Below are 19313 nucleotides of genomic sequence, written 5' to 3'. Positions count from 1 at the left end.
TTCGGCGGCGCAGCCGTCGTGAATGGGCGTTACGCGGTTACCGGATAATCCGGTTCTCAGGTTTTACGACGGCTGCGCCGCCGAACGCAGCCTTCGGCAGCTGCTACAGGGTCTCGGGGGCTACATGGAGCGCATGTGGCGTGAAATGGGGACATCGAGTTACGCATTGAGCAGGCAAAAAGCCGATTCATGTAGTATAACTACAAGCGTGCTACATCCCCGGCACCTGCCAATAACAAAGAGTCCAGCCCTTTGAATCTGCTGCAACACATCGCCCAGTCACGCCACCTCTTACGCAAGTCGGAGCTCAAGGTCGCCGACCACGTGCTGCTTGATCCTGCGGCGGTGATGCACAGCTCCATGGCCGACCTGGCCCACAACGTGGGCATTAGCGAACCGACCATCGTGCGGTTCTGTCGCGCCATCGGTTGCTCCGGTTTCCAGGACTTGAAGTTGAAACTGGCACAGAGCCTGGCTGCCGGCGCGAGCTTCGGGCAGTTCGCGATTCATGAAGACGACTCGGTCGCTGACTACAGCCTGAAAATCTTCGACACCACCCTGCACACGCTGATGGAGGTTCGCGAGAAGCTCGATCCGGTGGAGTTGCAGCGTGCTGTGTCGCTCATGTCGCAGGCCCAGCGGGTCGAGTTCTATGGCTTTGGCGCGTCGGGTGCAGTGGCGGCCGATGCCCAGCACAAGTTCTTCCGTTTGTTGCTGACGGCGGCGGCGTATTCCGACCCGCACATGCAGGCGATGTCGGCGGTCACGTTGAAACCGACCGACGTAGCGATCTGTATTTCCCAGTCCGGGCGTTCCAAAGATTTGTTGATCACCGCCAATCTGGTGCGCGAAAGCGGCGCTTCGCTGATTACCTTGTGCCCGAGCCAGACACCGCTGGCCGAACTGTCGACCGTCAACCTGGCGATCGATGTGCATGAAGACACCGAGATCTATACGCCGCTGACCTCGCGGATCGCTCACCTGGTGGTGATCGACGTGTTGGCGATGGGCGTGGCCATGGCCCGCGGGCCGAGCCTGGTCAATCACCTCAAGAGCGTCAAGCGCAGCCTGCGCAGCTTGCGGCTGTCGCCTAAATCGGTAAAAGCGCTGGACGATTAAAGTCAAAAGATCGCAGCCTTCGGCAACTCCTACATGGAATGTGTACATCTGTAGGAGCTGCCGAAGGCTGCGATCTTTGCTTTTTGGGTTCACATCACTCGGCAAGGTTCATCTCCCTGTAACCCGCCCGCCGCCAAACCGTCATCCCTCGCGCCTATCTTGAAACTCCCGTAATCGCCTTGGGAGACTCGAAATGGCCCAGCCCTACGAAGAACGCAACAGCGCCGCCAGAACCCGTCGTCAGCAGGAAGACCAGCGCCGCATGGAATTTCGCCGCGCTATCGAAGATCGCTGCGAGCGTCGCCAACTGCTGGCCGAGATCGGTGATTTCCCTGAGCTGGAGCTCAACTACTGGCAGGCGGCACCGGCAACTTCCCGTCGAAACGCTCAACCAGCGCGCTGATCTGCACCCGCTCACTGCGAATAAACGCAAGGAACGCGTGCGCCACCGGTGACAGCCGTTTCGCCTTGGCTTGCACCAGGCACCAGCTGCGATACAGCGGCAGCTCTTCGACCGGCAACTCGATCAATCCGCCGGTCGCCAACTCAAGGTTCAGGGCGTGACGCGTCAACAGCGCCACGCCCAGACCCGCCACCACACATTCACGCTGTGCTTCGGCTGACGAGACTTCCTGGGTCTGGTTGAAGTGCACGCGCTTCTCTTTGAAATATTCTTCGCAAGCCAGCCGCGTCCCGGAGCCGGATTCGCGCATCAGCAGTGTGTAGGGTTCAAGATCCTGCAAACGTAGCGGGCCCATGTGGCACAGCGGATGATCCGGTGGCGCCACGGCAACGATCGGGTTGTTGAGGAATGGCAAGAACTCCAGCCCCATGTCCTGCGGCACCATGGACATGATCACCAGGTCGTCGCGGTTGTCCGACAGTCGTCGAATGACCTGCCCGCGATTGACCACCGTCAGTTGCAGGTTCACTTCCGGATGCTGGCGCTTGAACGCGGCAAACAGATGCGGCACGAAATACTTGGCGCTGGACTCCACCGCCAGTTTCAGCTGACCTTGCAGCGATCCCTGCATGTCTGAAAGCTGCATGTCGAGGTTTTCCAGGCGTCCGAAAATGTCGCGGCTGGCGCGTTGAAGGGCTTCGGCTGCCTCGGTCATGTAGAGCTTTTTACCGACATAATCGAACAGAGGTTGCCCAATCAGCTCTTCAAGTTGACGAATCTGTAGGCTCACGGCAGGTTGTGTGAGAGACATTTCATCGGCTGCACGGCTGTAGGACCGCAAATCACAGACTTCATTGAAGATCTGCAATTGACGCAACGTCATACGCATCAAGGACTTACGCATTTTCTAGGCGCTCTCACCGCAGGCTGATGAGTCAACTATAAGTCTTTGCTTATGCCTGACCCAATTATTATTCATTTTTGTTAATCCCTTGTGGGGGCTAGTGTGGGCCTGCGACTGAATTGAAACATTTGGTCACGCGTCGACCTGGTCTAGCAGGTCGTGGGTACCACCGGCTCAAGGGAACCTCCAAGTGATAAAAAAGATCCTGATCGCCAACCGTGGTGAGATTGCCGTACGAATCGTACGTGCCTGCGCCGAGATGGGCATTCGCTCGGTCGCGATCTATTCCGACGCCGACCGCCATGCGTTGCATGTGAAGCGTGCGGACGAGGCCCACAGCATCGGTGCCGAGCCACTGGCCGGCTACCTGAATGCGCGCAAGCTGGTGAATCTGGCGGTGGAAACCGGTTGTGATGCGCTGCACCCCGGCTACGGTTTCCTTTCGGAAAACGCTGAACTGGCAGACATCTGCGCCGAGCGCGGCATCAAGTTCATCGGTCCATCGGCTGAAGTGATTCGCCGCATGGGCGACAAGACTGAAGCCCGTCGCAGCATGATCAAGGCTGGCGTACCCGTCACCCCGGGGACCGAAGGCAACGTCGCGGATATCGCGGAAGCGTTGATCGAAGGCGACCGCATCGGTTATCCGGTGATGCTCAAGGCGACTTCGGGTGGCGGTGGTCGTGGTATCCGTCGCTGTGACAGCCGAGAAGAACTTGAACAAGCATTCCCGCGAGTCATTTCCGAAGCCACCAAGGCTTTCGGTTCGGCGGAAGTGTTCCTGGAAAAATGCATCGTCAATCCGAAACACATCGAAGCGCAGATCCTCGGCGACAGCTTTGGCAACGTGGTGCACCTGTTCGAGCGTGACTGCTCGATCCAGCGTCGCAACCAGAAGCTCATCGAGATCGCCCCAAGCCCGCAACTGACCCCGGAACAGCGCGCCTACATCGGCGACCTGTCGGTGCGCGCAGCCAAGGCCGTGGGTTACGAGAACGCCGGCACCGTGGAGTTCCTGCTCGCCGAGGGCGAGGTGTACTTCATGGAAATGAACACCCGGGTGCAGGTGGAACACACCATCACCGAAGAAATCACCGGCATCGACATCGTTCGTGAGCAGATCCGCATTGCCTCCGGCCTGCCGCTTTCGGTGAAACAGGAAGACATCCAGCACCGCGGTTTCGCGCTGCAGTTCCGGATCAACGCCGAAGACCCGAAAAACAACTTCCTGCCGAGTTTCGGCAAGATCACCCGTTACTACGCACCCGGCGGCCCCGGTGTGCGTACCGACACGGCGATCTACACCGGTTACACCATTCCACCGTTCTACGACTCCATGTGCCTGAAACTGGTGGTGTGGGCGCTGACCTGGGAAGAGGCGATGGACCGTGGCTTGCGCGCCCTCGACGACATGCGTCTGCAAGGGGTCAAGACCACCGCCGCGTACTACCAGGAAATCCTGCGTAACCCGGAATTCCGTAGCGGCCAGTTCAACACCAGCTTCGTTGAAAGCCACCCTGAACTGACCAACTACTCGATCAAGCGCAAACCCGAAGAGCTGGCCCTGGCCATCGCCGCCGCCATCGCCGCCCACGCAGGCCTGTGAGGAATAGAACAATGAGCAAACCCCCTGTTTCTAAAAAGATAAACGTTACCGACACAATCCTGCGCGACGCCCACCAATCGCTGCTCGCGACCCGCATGCGCACCGAAGACATGCTGCCGATCTGCGACAAGCTCGACAAAGTCGGCTACTGGTCGCTGGAAGTCTGGGGCGGCGCGACCTTCGACGCCTGCGTACGCTTCCTCAAAGAAGACCCGTGGGAGCGCTTGCGCCAACTGCGCGCGGCGTTGCCTAACACTCGCCTGCAAATGCTTCTGCGTGGCCAGAACCTGCTGGGCTACCGCCACTACAGCGACGACGTGGTCAAAGCCTTCGTCGCCAAGGCTGCGGTCAACGGCATCGATGTGTTCCGCATCTTCGACGCCATGAACGACGTGCGTAACCTGCGAGTCGCCATCGAAGCGGTGAAAGCCGCCGGCAAACACGCTCAAGGCACCATCGCTTACACCACCAGCCCGGTGCACACCATCGAGGCGTTCGTGGCGCAAGCCAAGCAGATGGAAGCCATGGGTTGCGACTCGGTGGCGATCAAGGACATGGCTGGCCTGCTGACTCCGTACGCTACCGGAGAACTGGTCAAGGCATTGAAATCCGAGCAATCGCTGCCAGTGTTCATTCACTCGCACGACACCGCGGGTTTGGCCGCGATGTGCCAACTCAAGGCCATCGAAAACGGTGCCGACCACATCGATACCGCGATCTCCAGCTTCGCCTGGGGCACCAGCCACCCGGGCACCGAGTCGATGGTTGCCGCCCTTAAAGGCAGCGAGTTCGACACCGGACTGAATCTGGAACTGCTGCAAGAGATCGGTCTGTACTTCTACGCCGTGCGCAAAAAGTACCACCAGTTCGAAAGCGAGTTCACCGCCGTCGACACCCGCGTTCAAGTCAACCAGGTACCCGGCGGGATGATTTCCAACCTGGCAAACCAGTTGAAAGAGCAGGGTGCCCTGAACCGCATGAGCGAAGTGCTGGCCGAAATCCCGCGCGTTCGTGAAGACCTCGGCTTCCCGCCGCTGGTGACCCCGACCTCGCAGATTGTCGGCACCCAGGCGTTCTTCAACGTGCTGGCCGGTGAGCGCTACAAGACCATCACCAACGAAGTGAAGCTTTACCTACAAGGCGGCTATGGCAAAGCGCCGGGCACCGTGAACGAAAAACTGCGTCGCCAGGCCATCGGCAGCGAAGAAGTGATCGACGTGCGTCCGGCTGACCTGCTCAAGCCGGAAATGACCAAGCTGCGTGCTGAAATCGGTACGGTGGCCAAGTCTGAAGAAGACGTGCTGACCTACGCCATGTTCCCGGACATCGGTCGCAAGTTCCTCGAAGAACGCGCCGCCGGCACCCTGACTCCAGAAGTGCTGCTGCCGATTCCTGAAGCCGGCGGCGTGACCTCGGCCGGTGGCGAAGGCGTGCCGACCGAGTTCGTCATCGACGTCCACGGCGAAACCTACCGCGTCGACATCACCGGTGTCGGCGTCAAGGCTGAAGGCAAGCGCCACTTCTACCTGTCCATCGACGGCATGCCGGAAGAAGTGGTGTTCGAGCCGCTCAACGAATTCGTCAGCGGCGGCAGCAGCAAGCGCAAGCAAGCCACTGCACCGGGCCACGTCAGCACCACCATGCCGGGCAACATCGTCGACGTGCTGGTCAAGGAAGGCGACACCGTGAAAGCCGGCCAGGCCGTGCTGATCACCGAAGCGATGAAGATGGAAACCGAAGTCCAATCGGCCATCGCCGGCAAAGTCACCGCCATCCACGTGGCCAAGGGCGACCGGGTGAACCCGGGCGAAATCCTGATCGAGATCGAAGGCTGAGTTAACAGCCTCGATACACCGCTTTAAACCTCGGGGGGGCATGTGCTCCCCTTTTTTTTCGCCCGGGATTTGTGGGTATTAGAAACTCATTCGCCACTGACCCGTGACGCCGTGGTTTCGGCTGTCGGTGCCGATCTCGCCAGTGAGGCCGACGCCCAGGGTGTGTTTTGCTGACAATCCAAGGTCCAGCCCTGCATCGACCAGCAGACTGTCACGATCCAGCGGCGCACCGGAAACGGTGAAGTTTTTTCCGCCCGTCACCAATCGTTGGCGGGTATCGCTGTAGACGTCCCCGTAAGTGTGTTTCCACCCGGCACTGAATCGCGGCGTCAGTTGCATGCCGTTATCCAGAGTGTTGAGCTTCGCCAGGCGCAGGCCGAATGTGCTGTTCAAGTTGTTCTGCGTTTGACCGTGTACCTTCAGTGCCGCTGCGCCACCTTTTTCCGTGTAAGTGTCGCGCTGATAGCGTTGGTAGCCCAGGCTGGCAAACGGTTCGATGCTGACGTTCGCCTGCCCCAGGTTGTAACCCAATTCCGCAAAGGCCTGCTGGGTGTTGGCATCGTAACGGCCTTCAGGGCGGTCGCTGAAACCTTTGAAGGCAACCCGGCGTTTAGTGCTGCCGTCGTGGCTGCTGTAGGTCGCACCCAGGCGCAGGGAGACTGGTCCGTTTTGACGCAGGGCATAAGCTCCCAAATGCCAGCTGTCGAGATCGCCGTCGAGTCCGCGGCTGTCCAGGCGAGTCTCGGACTTCCCGCCCAAGACACCGATGCGCCATTCCTCATCGATGCCCCAATCCGCTCCCAGTACCAGGCCGTGGGTTGTGTGTTTCAGCGCGTCGTAATCGCGATCCAGCGTCCCACCGTGACCCAATGCTTGAAGCCAGACTCGGCCATTGTCATCACTGCCGGCGGCCCGGCGTGGTGCATTGCGCCTGGTTGAATTGCTGTAGCTACTGGCGCTGTCCAGCTGACGCATGGCCGAGAGCATGGTCGCGCTGATTGGGCTGTCACTGTTCAGGGTCGCTTTCGCAAGGTTGGCGTTCTGGCCGCCAGCCAGCTGTTCGATGGCAACAGATGCCGTCTGTTTGTCAGCGCTGAGCAGGGCTGCGACAGCAGCGTTAATGGGGCTGGGTGCCTTTGGCACTGTGGCGACGGAATTGGTAGCAGGGGGTGGAGTTGAGGCTGTGACGGGCTGCTCGGTGATGGGTGGTGTTGCGGCTGTCGAAGGTTTTTCAGCGGTAGTTGTCGGTGTGGAGACCGGAACGGATGTGTCGGCACTTGCAACTGGATTCGGGGCTTCAGCGACGGTGGGTGCTTGAGGTATGTCCTTGGGCTCTTCAATGCTTTGGGCGACTTGCTTGCCGTTATCCGTGGTTGCGACACTCTCGATCGTCACATCGTTACGGACGAAGATCAGGTCGACAGTCTTTTCTTCGTATTTGACCTTGGGCGTTAAAAAGGCAAGGTTGTTGAGGACTTCCCCAAATTCCCCTTCGACTTTATTGGCAATAAGGATGTTGTTTTCGCTGATTAGCGGGTAGTCACCCTGTGCTGCAACGATGTTCAGTGTTGCGCCTCCAAGGTTGGCGGTTCCATCGACTAATATCGTTTCACTTTTGCGGTTGGCATTGACCTCGTAGGTTAGCTCGGCAGTTTTTGAGAGACCCAAGTCACCTTTAACTGTCGGTGCGCCGTGCAAACCGTCAACAGAAAGCTTTCCGTTTACCTTCAGGGAACCCGTTAAACCGTTGCCCGCAAAAGCTCCTTTTTCATGGATAACGACGTCGCCTTCGATAGTTCCCGGGTTGTTCAGGGTGCCTCCTGATTGCACGGTCGCTCCGCCGCCAATCTTTCCGTTATTGACAAGCGTTCCTTGGGTCAACGCCCCACCCTGGATATGCCCATTATTGATTAGCGTTGCTTTTGAACGTATCAAGACACCGGTATTGAAATCACCGGAACCATTCATGGTCCAAGTGCTTCGTTTGATCTCCATGCCTTCAAAACGACGACTCTCGCCTAACGTGCCACCGCTCGCGGTATCGAGTTGTAGGAAGTTGACACCGTCACCACCGTCGATCAATCCGGAAAGGACTCCGCGGCCAGACACAATGACCAGATCATCTCCGTCGCCGAATGTCCGATCAACACCATCCGCTGCTTTGCTGATGGTGCTTTTGTCGATGGCGGGATCATTGATAAATGCGTCCAGCGCCGCCATGAGCTGCTCTGGCGATTCAACCGGAGGTGCGGTGATATCCGCGGAGATTTGCTGAGCCATCGAAAATTCAGTGCAACCCAGCGCAAGCGCAATGGCCAGCGCCAGGTGTTTTGGTCGGTATTTGTGTTGAACGGGCATCGAGTACGGCCTCTTTTGACAGGAGGCCAAACTCTAAGAGGCAGGCTATAGGTACCGATGTCAGCTGCTTCCCGCAGGATTGCGGGGGTTGTCAGAAGGTTGTGTAGAAAATTGCCAGCCTCCTGAGGAAGGCTGTTTTTACCTGTTGGGGCTGACGCTTTTTCTTACAACAAATCGAGACAGGGTCGGCTATCGCAAACTCGGAAACTCATCTGCCTTTCGCTAACTACGGCTCAAATACGCCTTCCCATAATGCCGCTCCATCCGTGCCTGAATCAGCTCCAGCCCAATCGACATCACCCAATAAATCACCGCCGCTGTCGTCAGCATCTCGATGTAGCGATAGCTCGACCGTCCATACGATTGCGCCAAAAACATAACCTCCCAAACCCCCATCACCGAGATCAGCGACGAGTCTTTGAGCATTGAGATGAATTGGTTGGTGGTTGGCGGGATGATGGTGCGCATGGCCTGGGGCAGGGTGACTCGCCAAAAGATCACGGTTTCGCGCATGCCCAGCGCCAGGGACGCTTCGCGTTGGCCGTGGGGGACGCCGAGGATGCCGGCGCGGAAGATTTCGCTCAGGTAGGCGCCGTAATTGAGCGACAGGGCAATGATGCCGGCGGCGATGGCACCGGGCACGATGCCAAGTTGTGGCAGGCCGAGGTAGATCAGCAGGATCTGGATAAGCAGCGGTGTGCCACGAAAAAATGAAGCATAGAAGCTCGCAATCCCGAAGGCCACGGCGCTTTTCGACAGCCGCGCCAGGGCGGTGATGAAGCCCAGCAGCGAGGAGCTCACGATCGAACACAGGCAGAGAAACAGCGTCAGTGCCGCGCCCTGCAAAAAGCCGTTGGGCGCCAGGTGCAGGCCGATCAGGTTCGGCAGTTTGTCGAGGATGATTGAGAACTTCAGGTCGAAGCTCAGGAAGAAGCTGGCGAACAACCCGAGCATCGCTGCCCAGGTCAGGTACAGCCGCGTGCGGAAACCGAAGATTCGTTGCAGCCGCGACTCAGCCACTGGTTGCGGCGGCTGGGGAGGTTTTGGGAAAGAAGTCATTTACTGATATCAGCGCCGATCCATTTTTGCGACAGCTTGCTCATTGTTCCGTCCTGTTTCAGCTGAGCGAAGACGTCGCGCACTTTGGCGTCCCACTGGGCGTCGCCTTTTTCAATGGCCACCGAGTTCGGCTCCGAGTACAGCGGCTCGCCGGCGAGCTTGAAGCGTTTGTCTTCGGTCAGGCGCGGTTGTGCGGTGACAAGGTTGGTGAGGATCGCGTCCAGTCGAACACCAGCACCCAGGCCGAGGTCCTGGAACGCGACATTGTCGGTGTCATACGGCGCGATTTGCACGTCCTCGAACGGGTACTGCAATTGCGTGTCTTCGGCGCCTTCGATCACCAGGTTTTTGTTCAGGTAGCTTTCGTAGCTGGAGGCACTGGTGAGGCCGACTTTCTTGCCGCTCAGGTCCTTGGCGCTGTGGATGCTGTCGTCCTTGGCGTTGACCACGATCACGGCTGGCGAGGCGTAGTACTCGACCGGGAAGTCGAAGACCTCGGCGCGGGCCTTGCTCGGGGTCATGGAGCAGATGCAGATGTCGTAGCGTCCACTCCAGCGGCCGGCGGCAATCACGTCCCAGGACGGGGTTTCGAGGCGCAGTTTGACGCCCAGTTTGTCTGCCACGGCCTTGGCTACGTCGACGTCGAATCCATCGAGCTGGTTCTGATCATTGAGGAACGAGAAGGGTGGATAGCTTTCCATCAACACGCCCACGAGCTCTTTCTTTTTTTCGACGCGATCCAGCGTGGCGCCGCCAAAGGCTTGGGTGGAGGCAGCCAGAATCGTCAGGCCCAGGGCCAGTAGCGGTTGGAATTTCACAGTCGATCCCTGATAAAAAAGAGGTTGTTATTAACCGGATGGTGCGTATTAAATAGTTATAAGGACGACTCTGATAGTGAGTTATTTTCATAAGCTTATGAGTGAAAAGCATATGGGCGCAGCAAGCACAGTAATTCTGGATGGCGGCATGGGTCGTGAGTTGCAGCGTCGAGGCGCGCCGTTCAGACAGCCCGAGTGGTCGGCGCTGGCCTTGAGCGAAGCACCGCAAGCGGTAGAGGCGGTGCACTCGGCTTATATCGAAAGCGGTGCGAACGTGATCACCAGCAACAGTTACGCGGTGGTGCCGTTTCACATTGGCGAAGAGCGTTTTGCCGCAGAAGGGCAGGCGCTCGCGGCGTTGGCCGGTGAGCTGGCTCGGCGCGCTGTAGAGGCTTCGGGCAAAGCGGTTCGCGTGGCCGGTTCATTGCCGCCGCTGTTTGGGTCCTATCGTCCGGACCTTTTCGACGCTGCTCGGGCGACTGAATTGTTGGCGCCGCTGGTGAAGGGGCTGGCACCGCATGTCGATCTATGGCTGGCGGAAACCCAGAGCTCGATCGTTGAAGCGCGAGCGATCCATGCCGGTCTGCCAACGGACGGCAAGCCGTTCTGGCTGTCGTTTACCCTGAAGGATGAGGACACGGACGAAGTGCCGCGCTTGCGTTCGGGTGAGCCGGTGGCTGAAGCCGCAGCAGTGGCGGCTGAGCTGGGCGTCGAGACGTTGCTGTTCAATTGCAGCCAGCCGGAAGTAATCGGTGCTGCGATTGATGCCGCGCGGGAAACCTTCGAGCAGTTGGGTGTGAAGATTCACATCGGCGCTTACGCCAACGCCTTCCCGCCGCAACCGAAAGAGGCCACAGCCAACGACGGTCTGGACCCGTTGCGTGAAGACCTCGATCCGCCGGGTTATTTGCAGTGGGCCGCTGATTGGAAAGAACGCGGCGCGAGTCATTTGGGTGGTTGCTGCGGGATCGGGCCGGAGCATATTGCGGTGCTTGCCCAGAAACTGGCGTGAAGCCATTCGCGAGCAGGCTCGCTCCCACATTAGATCTTCAGTGAACACGTATATTGTGTTCGACAACGATCCAATGTGGGAGCGAGCCTGCTCGCGATAGCGTCCGTCCAGGCGCCGAAGATTACCCGCGGCACTCCGCCAACGTTTTCACCTGCCCCGAATCCGTCTGGTTCTCATCGGACAGCCAGCGCTCAAACCCCGCCCCGATCGCTGGCCATTCCGAGTCCAGAATCGAATACCACGCCGTGTCTCGATTCTGCCCCTTGACCACCATGTGCTGGCGAAACACGCCTTCAAAGCTGAACCCCAGCCGCTCGGCCGCGTATTTGGAGCGGGCGTTGCCGTTGTTGCACTTCCACTCCAGGCGTCGATAACCCAAGGCAAACGACTCTTTGGCGAGCAGATAAACCGCCTCGGTGCTTTTCGGCGAGCGCTGCATCGGCGCACCGAACGTGACATGGCCGATCTCGATCCGGCCTTGTGAAGGAACAATCGACATCAAACTGAGGATGCCTTGCACATCGCCGCTGGCACGGTCGATCACGCTGAAGAAGTATGGGTCGCTATTGGCCGCATGATTGTTCAGCCAATCGTTGAACACGCTGCGCTCCGGGAAAGGACCGTAAGGCAAATAGTCCCAGAGTTTCGGGTCGGAACCCGGGCCTTGCAGGGCTTTCCACAAACCGTCGGCATGACGCGCCGGGTCGAGTTTTTCCAGGCGAATGAAACGCCCTTCAATGGTTTGGACTGATGGCGCCGGAACGCCTTTCCAGTCGGCGAGTGAAGTCGACATGCTGTTCTCCTTGAACCTTACAGGGCTTTGCGAAACTGGATAAAACCGGGGCGTTCGGCGATGCGCTCGTAGAGCTGGATCGCGGTGGCGTTGGTTTCGTGGGTCAGCCAGTGGACCTTGCAGCAACCGTCCTCTTTGGCTGTCGCGTATACGAATTCGATCAACTGTCGGCCGACGCCAGTGCCGCGGGTTTCAGGCGTTACTAACAGGTCTTGCAGGTAGCAGGAGTTTTCGATGCTCCAGTTTGAACGATGGTAGATGAAGTGCACCATGCCCACCGCTTTGCCATCGGCCCAGGCCAGCGCGGCATGGGTCGGTTCGCTCGGGTCGAGCAGGCGCTGCCAGGTGCTTTGGGTGACCGCCTCAGGCAGTTCGGTGTTGTAGAAACGCAGGTAGGCCTGCCACAACGGCAACCAGGCGGCGTGGTCGTCGGCACTGACCTGGCGGATGGCGATCTGACTCATGTTCATTCCTTAACGCATCAAGTGGGCGAGGGCCTGGTCGTGCACATCAGGGCTGGCGGCAAGCCCCTCGCGCACACCGGTGATGTCTGCAGCGTTGCGGTTCTGGCTGAGCTTGCGTTTGCCTTCCAGGCGCTGGATCGGCAAGGCAAAACCGACGATGGCCTTGAGCATCCCGTCAATGTAGTCGGCGGGGGCATCGGCGACTTTCCATGGACTGGCGCGACCCGCTTCATGACGATCAGTCAGCGCGCTGACCAGAGTGCGCAGGCGATCAGCGTCGGTGAACACTTCGGCCGTGCCGTACGCATGCACGGCGACGTAGTTCCAGGTCGGCACGACTTTGCCGTGCTCGGCTTTGCTCTGGTAAAACCCCGGGCTGACGTAAGCGTCGGCACCGGCAAAAATGACCAGGGCTTCGGCGCCGTTCTGCAGTTCCTTCCATTGCGGATTGGCCCGGGCGAAGTGGCCGTAAAGGGTGCCATTCGGGCCGTGGTCGGGGTTGAACAGCAGCGGCAGATGACTGGCTTGCAAACCTTGCTCCCCGTGGGTGACCACCATGGCAAGGCGGGTGCCGAGTATCTGCTGGTGCAGTTCATGCAAATCATCTATGGCAAAGCTGCTTGGCGTGTACATGGAGATTTTCCTTGGCGAATGCCTGCATCCTAGGCAGGCTATTGGTCTGTTGTAAGAGCCATTAACGACCAATTTCATAGGTCCATTGCCATGACCAGCGAGCCACTGTCCTTGTCATTCAACCCCGCGGGTATCGAACTCGATCGACGCCAGGGTTTGAGTCGTCAGCTCTATCAAGCCTTACGGGTGCGAGTGCTCGACGGTCGGTTGGCCAGCGGTACGCGATTACCGGCCAGTCGCGATCTGGCGGCGGCGTTGTCGATTTCCCGAAACAGCGTGGTCCGTGCCTACGATCAGCTCTACGCCGAGGGCTTTATTGAAGGACGTGTGGGGGATGGGACGTATGTCGCGCAATTGCCTCAAGCAGTGTTGCCGGTGAAAAAACTATCCACAAAAGTATCCACAGGGTTGTCAACAGGGTTACCCACAGCCTTATCCACAAATTGGCTGGATTTACCTGTGGTTTCATCCAGCAAAGTTATCCACAACGGTGCACTGGGACGCGTGGAAAAGAACCATTTGGCCTTGCCGCCCAGTGGTCCGCCTCGTGCGTTCCGGGTCGGTGTTCCGGCGTTCGACCTGTTTCCTTTCGAGGTTTGGGCCAAGCTGAATGCGGCTTTCTGGCGTAAACCGGATCTCCAGCAATTGTGTTATGGCGATCCTGCGGGCGATGCACGATTACGCGGTCTGATTGCCGCGTACTTGCGCAGTTCCCGGGGGATGCAGTGCACGGCTGAGCAAATAGTGATCACCAGTGGCGCACAGCAGGGGATTAGCCTTTGTGCACAGCTGCTGGTAGAGCCGGGCGATGGCGTGGCGATCGAGAATCCGGGGTATCGGGCGGCGGGTCATGCGTTCGCCGTGGCCGGTGCGCGATTGCACGGGGTGGCGGTGGACAGCGAGGGCATCGACTGCACCGAATTGAACGGGCTCAACGATTGTCGACTGGCCTATGTCACGCCGTCGCATCAGTACCCGACCGGTGTGGTGATGAGTCTGGCGCGGCGGCTGGAGTTGTTGGCCTGGGCCGAGCGAACCGAGGGGTGGATCGTCGAGGATGATTACGATGGCGAGTATCGTTACAGCGGCGCGCCTCTGGCCCCGCTGGCTGCGCTAGATCGTCACGGGCGGGTGCTCTACGTCGGCACGTTCGGCAAAGTGGCTTTTCCGGCATTGCGCCTGGGCTATCTGGTGCTGCCTCCGGCATTGGTAGACGCTTTCGCCCAGCGTCGCGCGGTCGATGTGCGCCACTCTGAAGTAAGCACCCAGGCCGTCATGGCCGAGTTCATGGCGGCCGGGCATTTCCAGCGGCACATCCGCCGCATGCGCCGCGCCGCGTTGAGTCGCCGCAATACACTTCTGGCCAACTGGCCCTCGGACATTCCCGGGGTTGGCAGCCTGCCGAGTGTGGCGGCAGGGCTGCACTTGACGGTGGCGGTCGACACTCAGGCCCGCGAACGCGAACTGATTGAAGCCGCCGCCAGCGTCGATGTCGAGATCAACGGCCTGAGCAGTTACTGGCTACCGGATTCGAACACTCCGGCGGATCAGCGAGCGGGGTTGGTGCTGGGTTTTGCGGCGGTGCCGGAAGCAGCCATCGAGTCAGCGCTTGTGCGTCTGCTCAGTGCCTGGCGTCGGTAAAAAGGCTGGCTGGCAACCAGCCTTTTTACTTATCACTGGGGTTCAAGTGTCAGGAACAGCGATTGGGTGGACGCACTGGTAATTCGACGCAGTACGTAGTCAATCGGTTGAAGTGTGGCCAGCTGTTGCCGAAGCTCGGTCTCCAGCGTCGCCAGGTATTTTTCAGATACTTTCAGGTGAGCTGCGGTGGGTTGAGTGGCGTTGCTCTCAAGTGTTTCGTAGTGGAAATGCGCAACCCACAGTTCCTGGTCATTGTTGCGGGTGTCGAGAATCCGGTACTCCTGAAAGTAGTCCTTGCGCCCCTTGGTTCTGATCCTGCCTTGATCGTTGCGGACGATTTTGATCTGTCGGTTCTCGTGCAACCATTGAAAGTACTCCTGCCTGGGTTTGCGCTTCTTGAGCATTTTTGTGCGGGTACTGATGCCTTCGTTGCGGAGCCTGATGGCTGCTCCACGCATTGCCTGGCTCTGGCCTGATATGGGAGGAAGTTGTTTACCGGCACTTTTGATGTTGCTCATGACCCTGTCGAGGTTTGTTGCAGACTCTTCCAGTTTGAGCGCCTGTTGATCGAACAGATCCTGCACATCGGCAGGGATTCGGTTCGCACGTTCGGCATCCCGGTTGGTGCGTCTGATGAAATCGTTTACGTCCAGGTTGAGGTTCAGGGCGGCAGCGATGGTATCTGTATCATCCAGAGCGGGTCTGGCTGGCTGAGCGCTTTTGGGGGCGAGCTTGTGGAACGCCTCCTCCTCTTTCACCTGCTCGGGTATTTGGGGGGCTTCGCTTTCCACGACGCGTGGACGGGTCTTGGTGACTTTGATTTTGACCTTGGGCCGCGACGGCCCTGCGACAACAGGTTGGGGAGGTTCCTGGAGGAAAGACTCTTCGGCCTCGGGAAGCAGGTCGTCGAGCTGGGTCAGCGTCAGTGCCTGAAATTCCGAGATCAATGCTTGAAGGTGGTCGAGAGGCGATTGGCGGACCATCCCGGGGTATCGGGTTGGCAGGTCCTGGATGCGCTGATGGGTATCGGCATAGATGTCGGCCAGCCTGGACAGTTTTTTGATGCGCTCCTCGGGCGGCTCGGTAACGCTCGGCTGTTTCGTCATATCAGCGACTTCATGGCTGGCCTCGGCGGCTTCGACCACAATGCTGGCGATTGCCGCTCGAGCCTGTGGCATGGTCTCGTCAGAGGTCTCTTGAATGCACAGTTCGTAGGCCATACCGATTTCATTGGCCTTGAAGTCCAGTCGGGTGAATTTTGGCAGGAGCATTGTGAGGGCTTGGATTCTGGTGAGCCCTGTGCGGCCTAGTACCTTGAGGCCCGCCAGAGTGGCTTTTGCCAGCTCAAGCCGTTCGATTATGGCGTTGCTCAGTGCGGTTGCCTGCTGAATGACGGCCAGGTTCCCGGGCACCGGTTCAGCACTGTTGATATGGGCCTGTTCCTCCAGTGGTTGCGTGACCCGAACGTATTGGTTGTTCTTCACCGTTAACCAGAGTGACAGGAACTTTTGCTGCTCGGTGGTGAGGCGCAACAGCGTGTAGGTGTAATTGGTTTCACCGCCCAGCGAGCGCCATTCGCGTAGCTGTTCGAGGGCTTCTCCATAGCTTTTGATTCGCTCATCGAGTTTGTCGGTGTAAGACCTGGATGCGGTTTCGAGGTTCTCGGCGGCAGCCTTGGACATAGCGTTCTGGAGGCGATCGAGTGCTTCCTGATGGGTTTTTTCCTGGCCCTTGAATGTCTCTAACTGAGTATTCAGCTCGAGTTTGCGGGCCTCCTTTGCTTGCTTCAAGGCTTTCAAACGGCTTTTTGGACCACCACCGCGCAGCCGCAACCGTGAATCCACAGACCACTTGGCGTGCTGGTCAGGAGTCAGCAACGGACCGGGGTGCATGGGTTCTTTTGGATTGAGGATCTGCACTTCCTCGTCGTCATCGATGCTGACCTTGAACCAGCGCTCGCCGACCTTGGCGTAGTGCGTATCGTTGAGCTGATACAGATGGGGCGGTTTCTCATTCAGTGTGTTCAGCTCGGTGCTGTTCAGATCCGGCGCGCTGACTTTGAGCGTGTCCAGAAAGGCGTCCAGTGTCGGGCCTGAGCGACGAGGGACCGATACGCCGATTTCCAGTGAAGAGGAATGGCTTGCGGACAGTTCAAATACCAGGGGATCCATGGAAATCGTCGCAGGGACAGGCTCGGGTAATGGACGTGGTGCTGGAGGTGACGGCAGTTCCCATGCCGGTTTCTTGCGCGCATACCCAGTCCATTCGCTATGACGCTGCTCGTAAGCGCGGTGAGTCAGCACAATAGCAAGTGTCACCAGCACATCTCCCCATGAACTCCACTCGACCAGCGTGTCGCCTTGTTCATGGGCATCGAGCGCTTGCTGGATCTCGCTGATGCTTTGCCACACCCAAACGGCGGTCCCCACAGGCCCGCTCAAGAAGGTTGAGGCAACGTTGAAGATCGCCCAGGCACTGTCCTTCAAGAGTGCCCAGCGTCTTTCGCCATTGGACAGTGACTGCCGATCCGCCTGCTCCGCCATGGTGCTGGCGTTGCTGTTAAACAGTGTTGCCAGTATGTCGTCGACGATCTCTTTGGTTCCCAGGTCGATGGGCCCGGCCAGGTCCAGAGTGAGTAGCGTATCGATATCGGACTGAGTCGCCAGCCATGGCGAAGGCAGCCCCACGGGAAAGACGTATTGCGCATATTCGAAGCTCAGCGCCGGGGTCGGGAGCCAGGCCAGTACGGAGTCGCGCAGCTCGCCCGGTTGGTGCAGGGCGTAAACCAGGTTTGCCTGCGAGGCAAACTGCAATATAGGTTGCTCAAGCAGTGGCCGGTAAAGCAGGCAGGGAGCGTCTGTTTTTTTCCGCGGGCCGACGATGAACATGTTTGTGACGGTGTCACCGCCAGACAGCAGGCGATGCCGAGGACTGAACGTGAGGGGGCGAATCACGATATCGAGATTACCTGGTCGCGGTTTTCCGAGTGCGACGTCCATTAACTCGCAGATGTAGCGATAGCCTGTTTCATCGACCCCGCCTTCCTGTTGAAGCATGCACTCTAGTGCCTTGAGCCGTAGCAGGTCGGGTAGTTGGCTGATGTAGCGCTGCTTCTGGAGCGCGACTTGTGCCGGATCATCGATCAGTTTGCTTCTGAGCAACTGTGGGTAGATCTTGCCGACATTGACCTGAGCCGCCATGGCAATGAGGTAATCAACCGTCAGCCATTGGGGGACGGTTTCGTTGTTTTTGAAATGCAGTTCTGCCAGGTAGGGCGCGGTATTTTGCAGGGCGAAATCACCCAGGCTTTCGATATGCCGGTCATGCGGGTTGGGCAAGGTGAGCCCGCCGGCGATGAAGCTGTTGGTGACAGTGATTTGCAGGTCATCCAGCGGTAGCTGCGCGGCCCCTTCGCTGGCTTTGTCCGTGACGATGGCTTCACGCATTTTGGTCTGCGCGTACGCACCGATCAGCGGAATATCGTTCAGGCCTGAGGCGTTTCGCAGTTTTCCCAGATGGGAGAGACCACGGCTGTAGTCTTGCAGATGACTGGCCGAGGCGTTTGATAACCAATCGGGTATGGCCGCCTCAAGCTGCTCGATGCGGCTCTTGTCGGCGGAGCTGAAATGTCCTGCGGGGGTGACTGCCGTGCGCAAGCCAGGGGTTTTTCCGGTCCCGGCGGTCGAGACCGAGGGGATGAATGCGTTGATGGCGTCCATTTGAGAGGCGATCAGCGCCCAGGCCATGTGATCGAAAATGTTGCCTGCTGGCTCGACCAATTGCCACTTGAGTGTGCGACCTGCCAGGTCCATGTCGATCCGGGCGGGCAGCGACGCGCCCAGTTGCTCCAGAGAATCGAAGGCCTCGTAGCCGTCTTCTATCGTGTACAGCATGATCTGTTCGCGCTGTTTATAAGTAGCCTTCAGGGCAATTGCACCTCCCAACATGAGATGGGCGGTGTTGGTGGTTTCGCTGTAGTCCACGTCGATCAGGCAGGCTGTGATGCCGGGGATTTCAGTGTTTTTCAACGCCCGTTCGGTTTTGTCCGGATAGTTGTACACCGCACGGGCCACGGCGCATTGATCGGCGCTCCAGCCCTTTGCCTGTTGAACATTAAACGTGTTTCTCAGCGTCTCGCAGAGCCCATGCCAGCGGGGCTGATCGTTTACCGCCTCATTCCAGAAAGCCAGTGCGCGCTGTTGAAACTCGACGGATAGCAGGGAGACGTGATCGTTCAGCAGTTGGGCAATGTCTTCGACACTGACAGCGAGATGAACGGGAGAGCTGGTAAGGGGAATTCGCATCAGGAAGTGCTCACCTTCGATGAAGTTCGCGACACCTGCGCTCCAGCTCAGACGCACCAGCGCATGGGTCAATGTCTCCACGTATGGCGAGTCGGCACTCAAGGTTCCATCCTCCATGCGCCATCCTGGAGTGACGATCAGTGTTTGGTCGGGGTCGATGTCGAGCTGCGGATAAAGCTGTTTCAGTGCTTCGCGCAGCACTTGCGAGCTGACATCGTCGAGGGTGGGGCCCTGATTGGTCTGGCTGACCAGATTACTTCTGTCCAGCAGCAGTGTTGCGTTGCTTGGGGGAGTGGGTGTGGATACTTGTGTCATGGTCATTTTCCTTTTTGACCGGAGTAGAGGGCGGCCGCCAGCACCCGAT

14 protein-coding genes are annotated in these 19313 nt (G+C 58.6%); 6 read left to right on the top strand and 8 right to left on the bottom strand.

The genetic code is table 11. The annotated features are described in order from the left end of the window. Positions 1–252: 252 nt before the first annotated feature. Both hexR and EAH74_RS02860 read left to right on the top strand, forming a co-directional pair. Positions 253–1119, top strand: a complete 867-nt coding sequence (gene hexR, locus EAH74_RS02865; RefSeq protein WP_008156648.1) for a transcriptional regulator HexR — start codon at positions 253–255, stop codon at positions 1117–1119. A 193-nt stretch (positions 1120–1312) separates the two neighbouring features. Continuing rightward, entirely contained in the window at positions 1313–1522 is a 210-nt protein-coding gene (locus tag EAH74_RS02860; RefSeq protein WP_046044971.1) for a PA3496 family putative envelope integrity protein, read from the top strand. Here EAH74_RS02860 and EAH74_RS02855 read toward each other — a convergent pair. Further along, positions 1464–2426 carry a LysR family transcriptional regulator gene (locus tag EAH74_RS02855; RefSeq protein ID WP_140675714.1) on the bottom strand — a complete coding sequence of 321 codons (963 nt, stop codon included), beginning with the start codon at positions 2424–2426 and terminating at the stop codon, positions 1464–1466. The two genes, EAH74_RS02860 and EAH74_RS02855, sit on opposite strands and share 59 nt — an antisense overlap. A 190-nt stretch (positions 2427–2616) precedes the next feature. Between EAH74_RS02855 and EAH74_RS02850 the strand changes: the two genes are divergently transcribed. Further along, complete coding sequence (locus EAH74_RS02850; protein WP_008156643.1) at positions 2617–4032, top strand: acetyl-CoA carboxylase biotin carboxylase subunit; 1416 nt, start codon at positions 2617–2619, stop codon at positions 4030–4032. A gap of 11 nt (positions 4033–4043) precedes the next feature. Then, positions 4044–5867, top strand: a complete 1824-nt coding sequence (gene oadA, locus EAH74_RS02845; protein ID WP_140675712.1) for a sodium-extruding oxaloacetate decarboxylase subunit alpha — start codon at positions 4044–4046, stop codon at positions 5865–5867. A 78-nt stretch (positions 5868–5945) separates the two neighbouring features. On the opposite strand, the gene EAH74_RS02840 is transcribed toward oadA, so the two are convergent. From EAH74_RS02840 to EAH74_RS02830, 3 genes are all read right to left on the bottom strand, one after another. After that, a complete protein-coding gene (locus EAH74_RS02840) occupies positions 5946–8225 on the bottom strand; it encodes an autotransporter outer membrane beta-barrel domain-containing protein (protein ID WP_140675710.1) in 2280 nt (759 codons plus the stop codon). Between the two features lie 222 nt (positions 8226–8447). Then, positions 8448–9284 carry an amino acid ABC transporter permease gene (locus tag EAH74_RS02835; RefSeq protein WP_140675708.1) on the bottom strand — a complete coding sequence of 279 codons (837 nt, stop codon included), beginning with the start codon at positions 9282–9284 and terminating at the stop codon, positions 8448–8450. Next, positions 9281–10102 carry an ABC transporter substrate-binding protein gene (locus tag EAH74_RS02830; protein ID WP_140675707.1) on the bottom strand — a complete coding sequence of 274 codons (822 nt, stop codon included), beginning with the start codon at positions 10100–10102 and terminating at the stop codon, positions 9281–9283. Before EAH74_RS02830 ends, EAH74_RS02835 begins: the two co-directional genes overlap by 4 nt. A 112-nt stretch (positions 10103–10214) precedes the next feature. Between EAH74_RS02830 and EAH74_RS02825 the strand changes: the two genes are divergently transcribed. Further along, positions 10215–11114 carry a homocysteine S-methyltransferase family protein gene (locus EAH74_RS02825; protein WP_140675706.1) on the top strand — a complete coding sequence of 300 codons (900 nt, stop codon included), beginning with the start codon at positions 10215–10217 and terminating at the stop codon, positions 11112–11114. A 121-nt stretch (positions 11115–11235) separates the two neighbouring features. Here EAH74_RS02825 and EAH74_RS02820 read toward each other — a convergent pair whose 3' ends face one another. Genes EAH74_RS02820 through EAH74_RS02810 form a run of 3 tightly spaced genes read right to left on the bottom strand, consistent with a single transcriptional unit; the run spans position 11236 to position 13004 of the window. Continuing rightward, positions 11236–11907 carry a GNAT family N-acetyltransferase gene (locus tag EAH74_RS02820; protein ID WP_140675705.1) on the bottom strand — a complete coding sequence of 224 codons (672 nt, stop codon included), beginning with the start codon at positions 11905–11907 and terminating at the stop codon, positions 11236–11238. 17 nt (positions 11908–11924) lie between these two features. After that, complete coding sequence (locus EAH74_RS02815) at positions 11925–12371, bottom strand: GNAT family N-acetyltransferase (protein WP_140675704.1); 447 nt, start codon at positions 12369–12371, stop codon at positions 11925–11927. Between the two features lie 9 nt (positions 12372–12380). Further along, positions 12381–13004 carry an FMN-binding negative transcriptional regulator gene (locus EAH74_RS02810; RefSeq protein WP_140675703.1) on the bottom strand — a complete coding sequence of 208 codons (624 nt, stop codon included), beginning with the start codon at positions 13002–13004 and terminating at the stop codon, positions 12381–12383. A 90-nt stretch (positions 13005–13094) separates the two neighbouring features. On the opposite strand from EAH74_RS02810, the gene EAH74_RS02805 reads away from it, so the two are divergent. Continuing rightward, positions 13095–14645 carry a PLP-dependent aminotransferase family protein gene (locus EAH74_RS02805; RefSeq protein ID WP_140675702.1) on the top strand — a complete coding sequence of 517 codons (1551 nt, stop codon included), beginning with the start codon at positions 13095–13097 and terminating at the stop codon, positions 14643–14645. 32 nt (positions 14646–14677) lie between these two features. On the opposite strand, the gene EAH74_RS02800 is transcribed toward EAH74_RS02805, so the two are convergent. Further along, positions 14678–19264, bottom strand: a complete 4587-nt coding sequence (locus EAH74_RS02800) for a hypothetical protein (RefSeq protein ID WP_140675700.1) — start codon at positions 19262–19264, stop codon at positions 14678–14680. Positions 19265–19313: the final 49 nt, after the last annotated feature.

It is taken from the genome of Pseudomonas mandelii (assembly GCF_006438925.1).
GTDB lineage: Bacteria > Pseudomonadota > Gammaproteobacteria > Pseudomonadales > Pseudomonadaceae > Aquipseudomonas > Aquipseudomonas mandelii_C.
The sequence above is the reverse complement of the archived record's forward strand: the minus strand, read 5'-3'. Positions and strand labels throughout refer to the sequence as shown.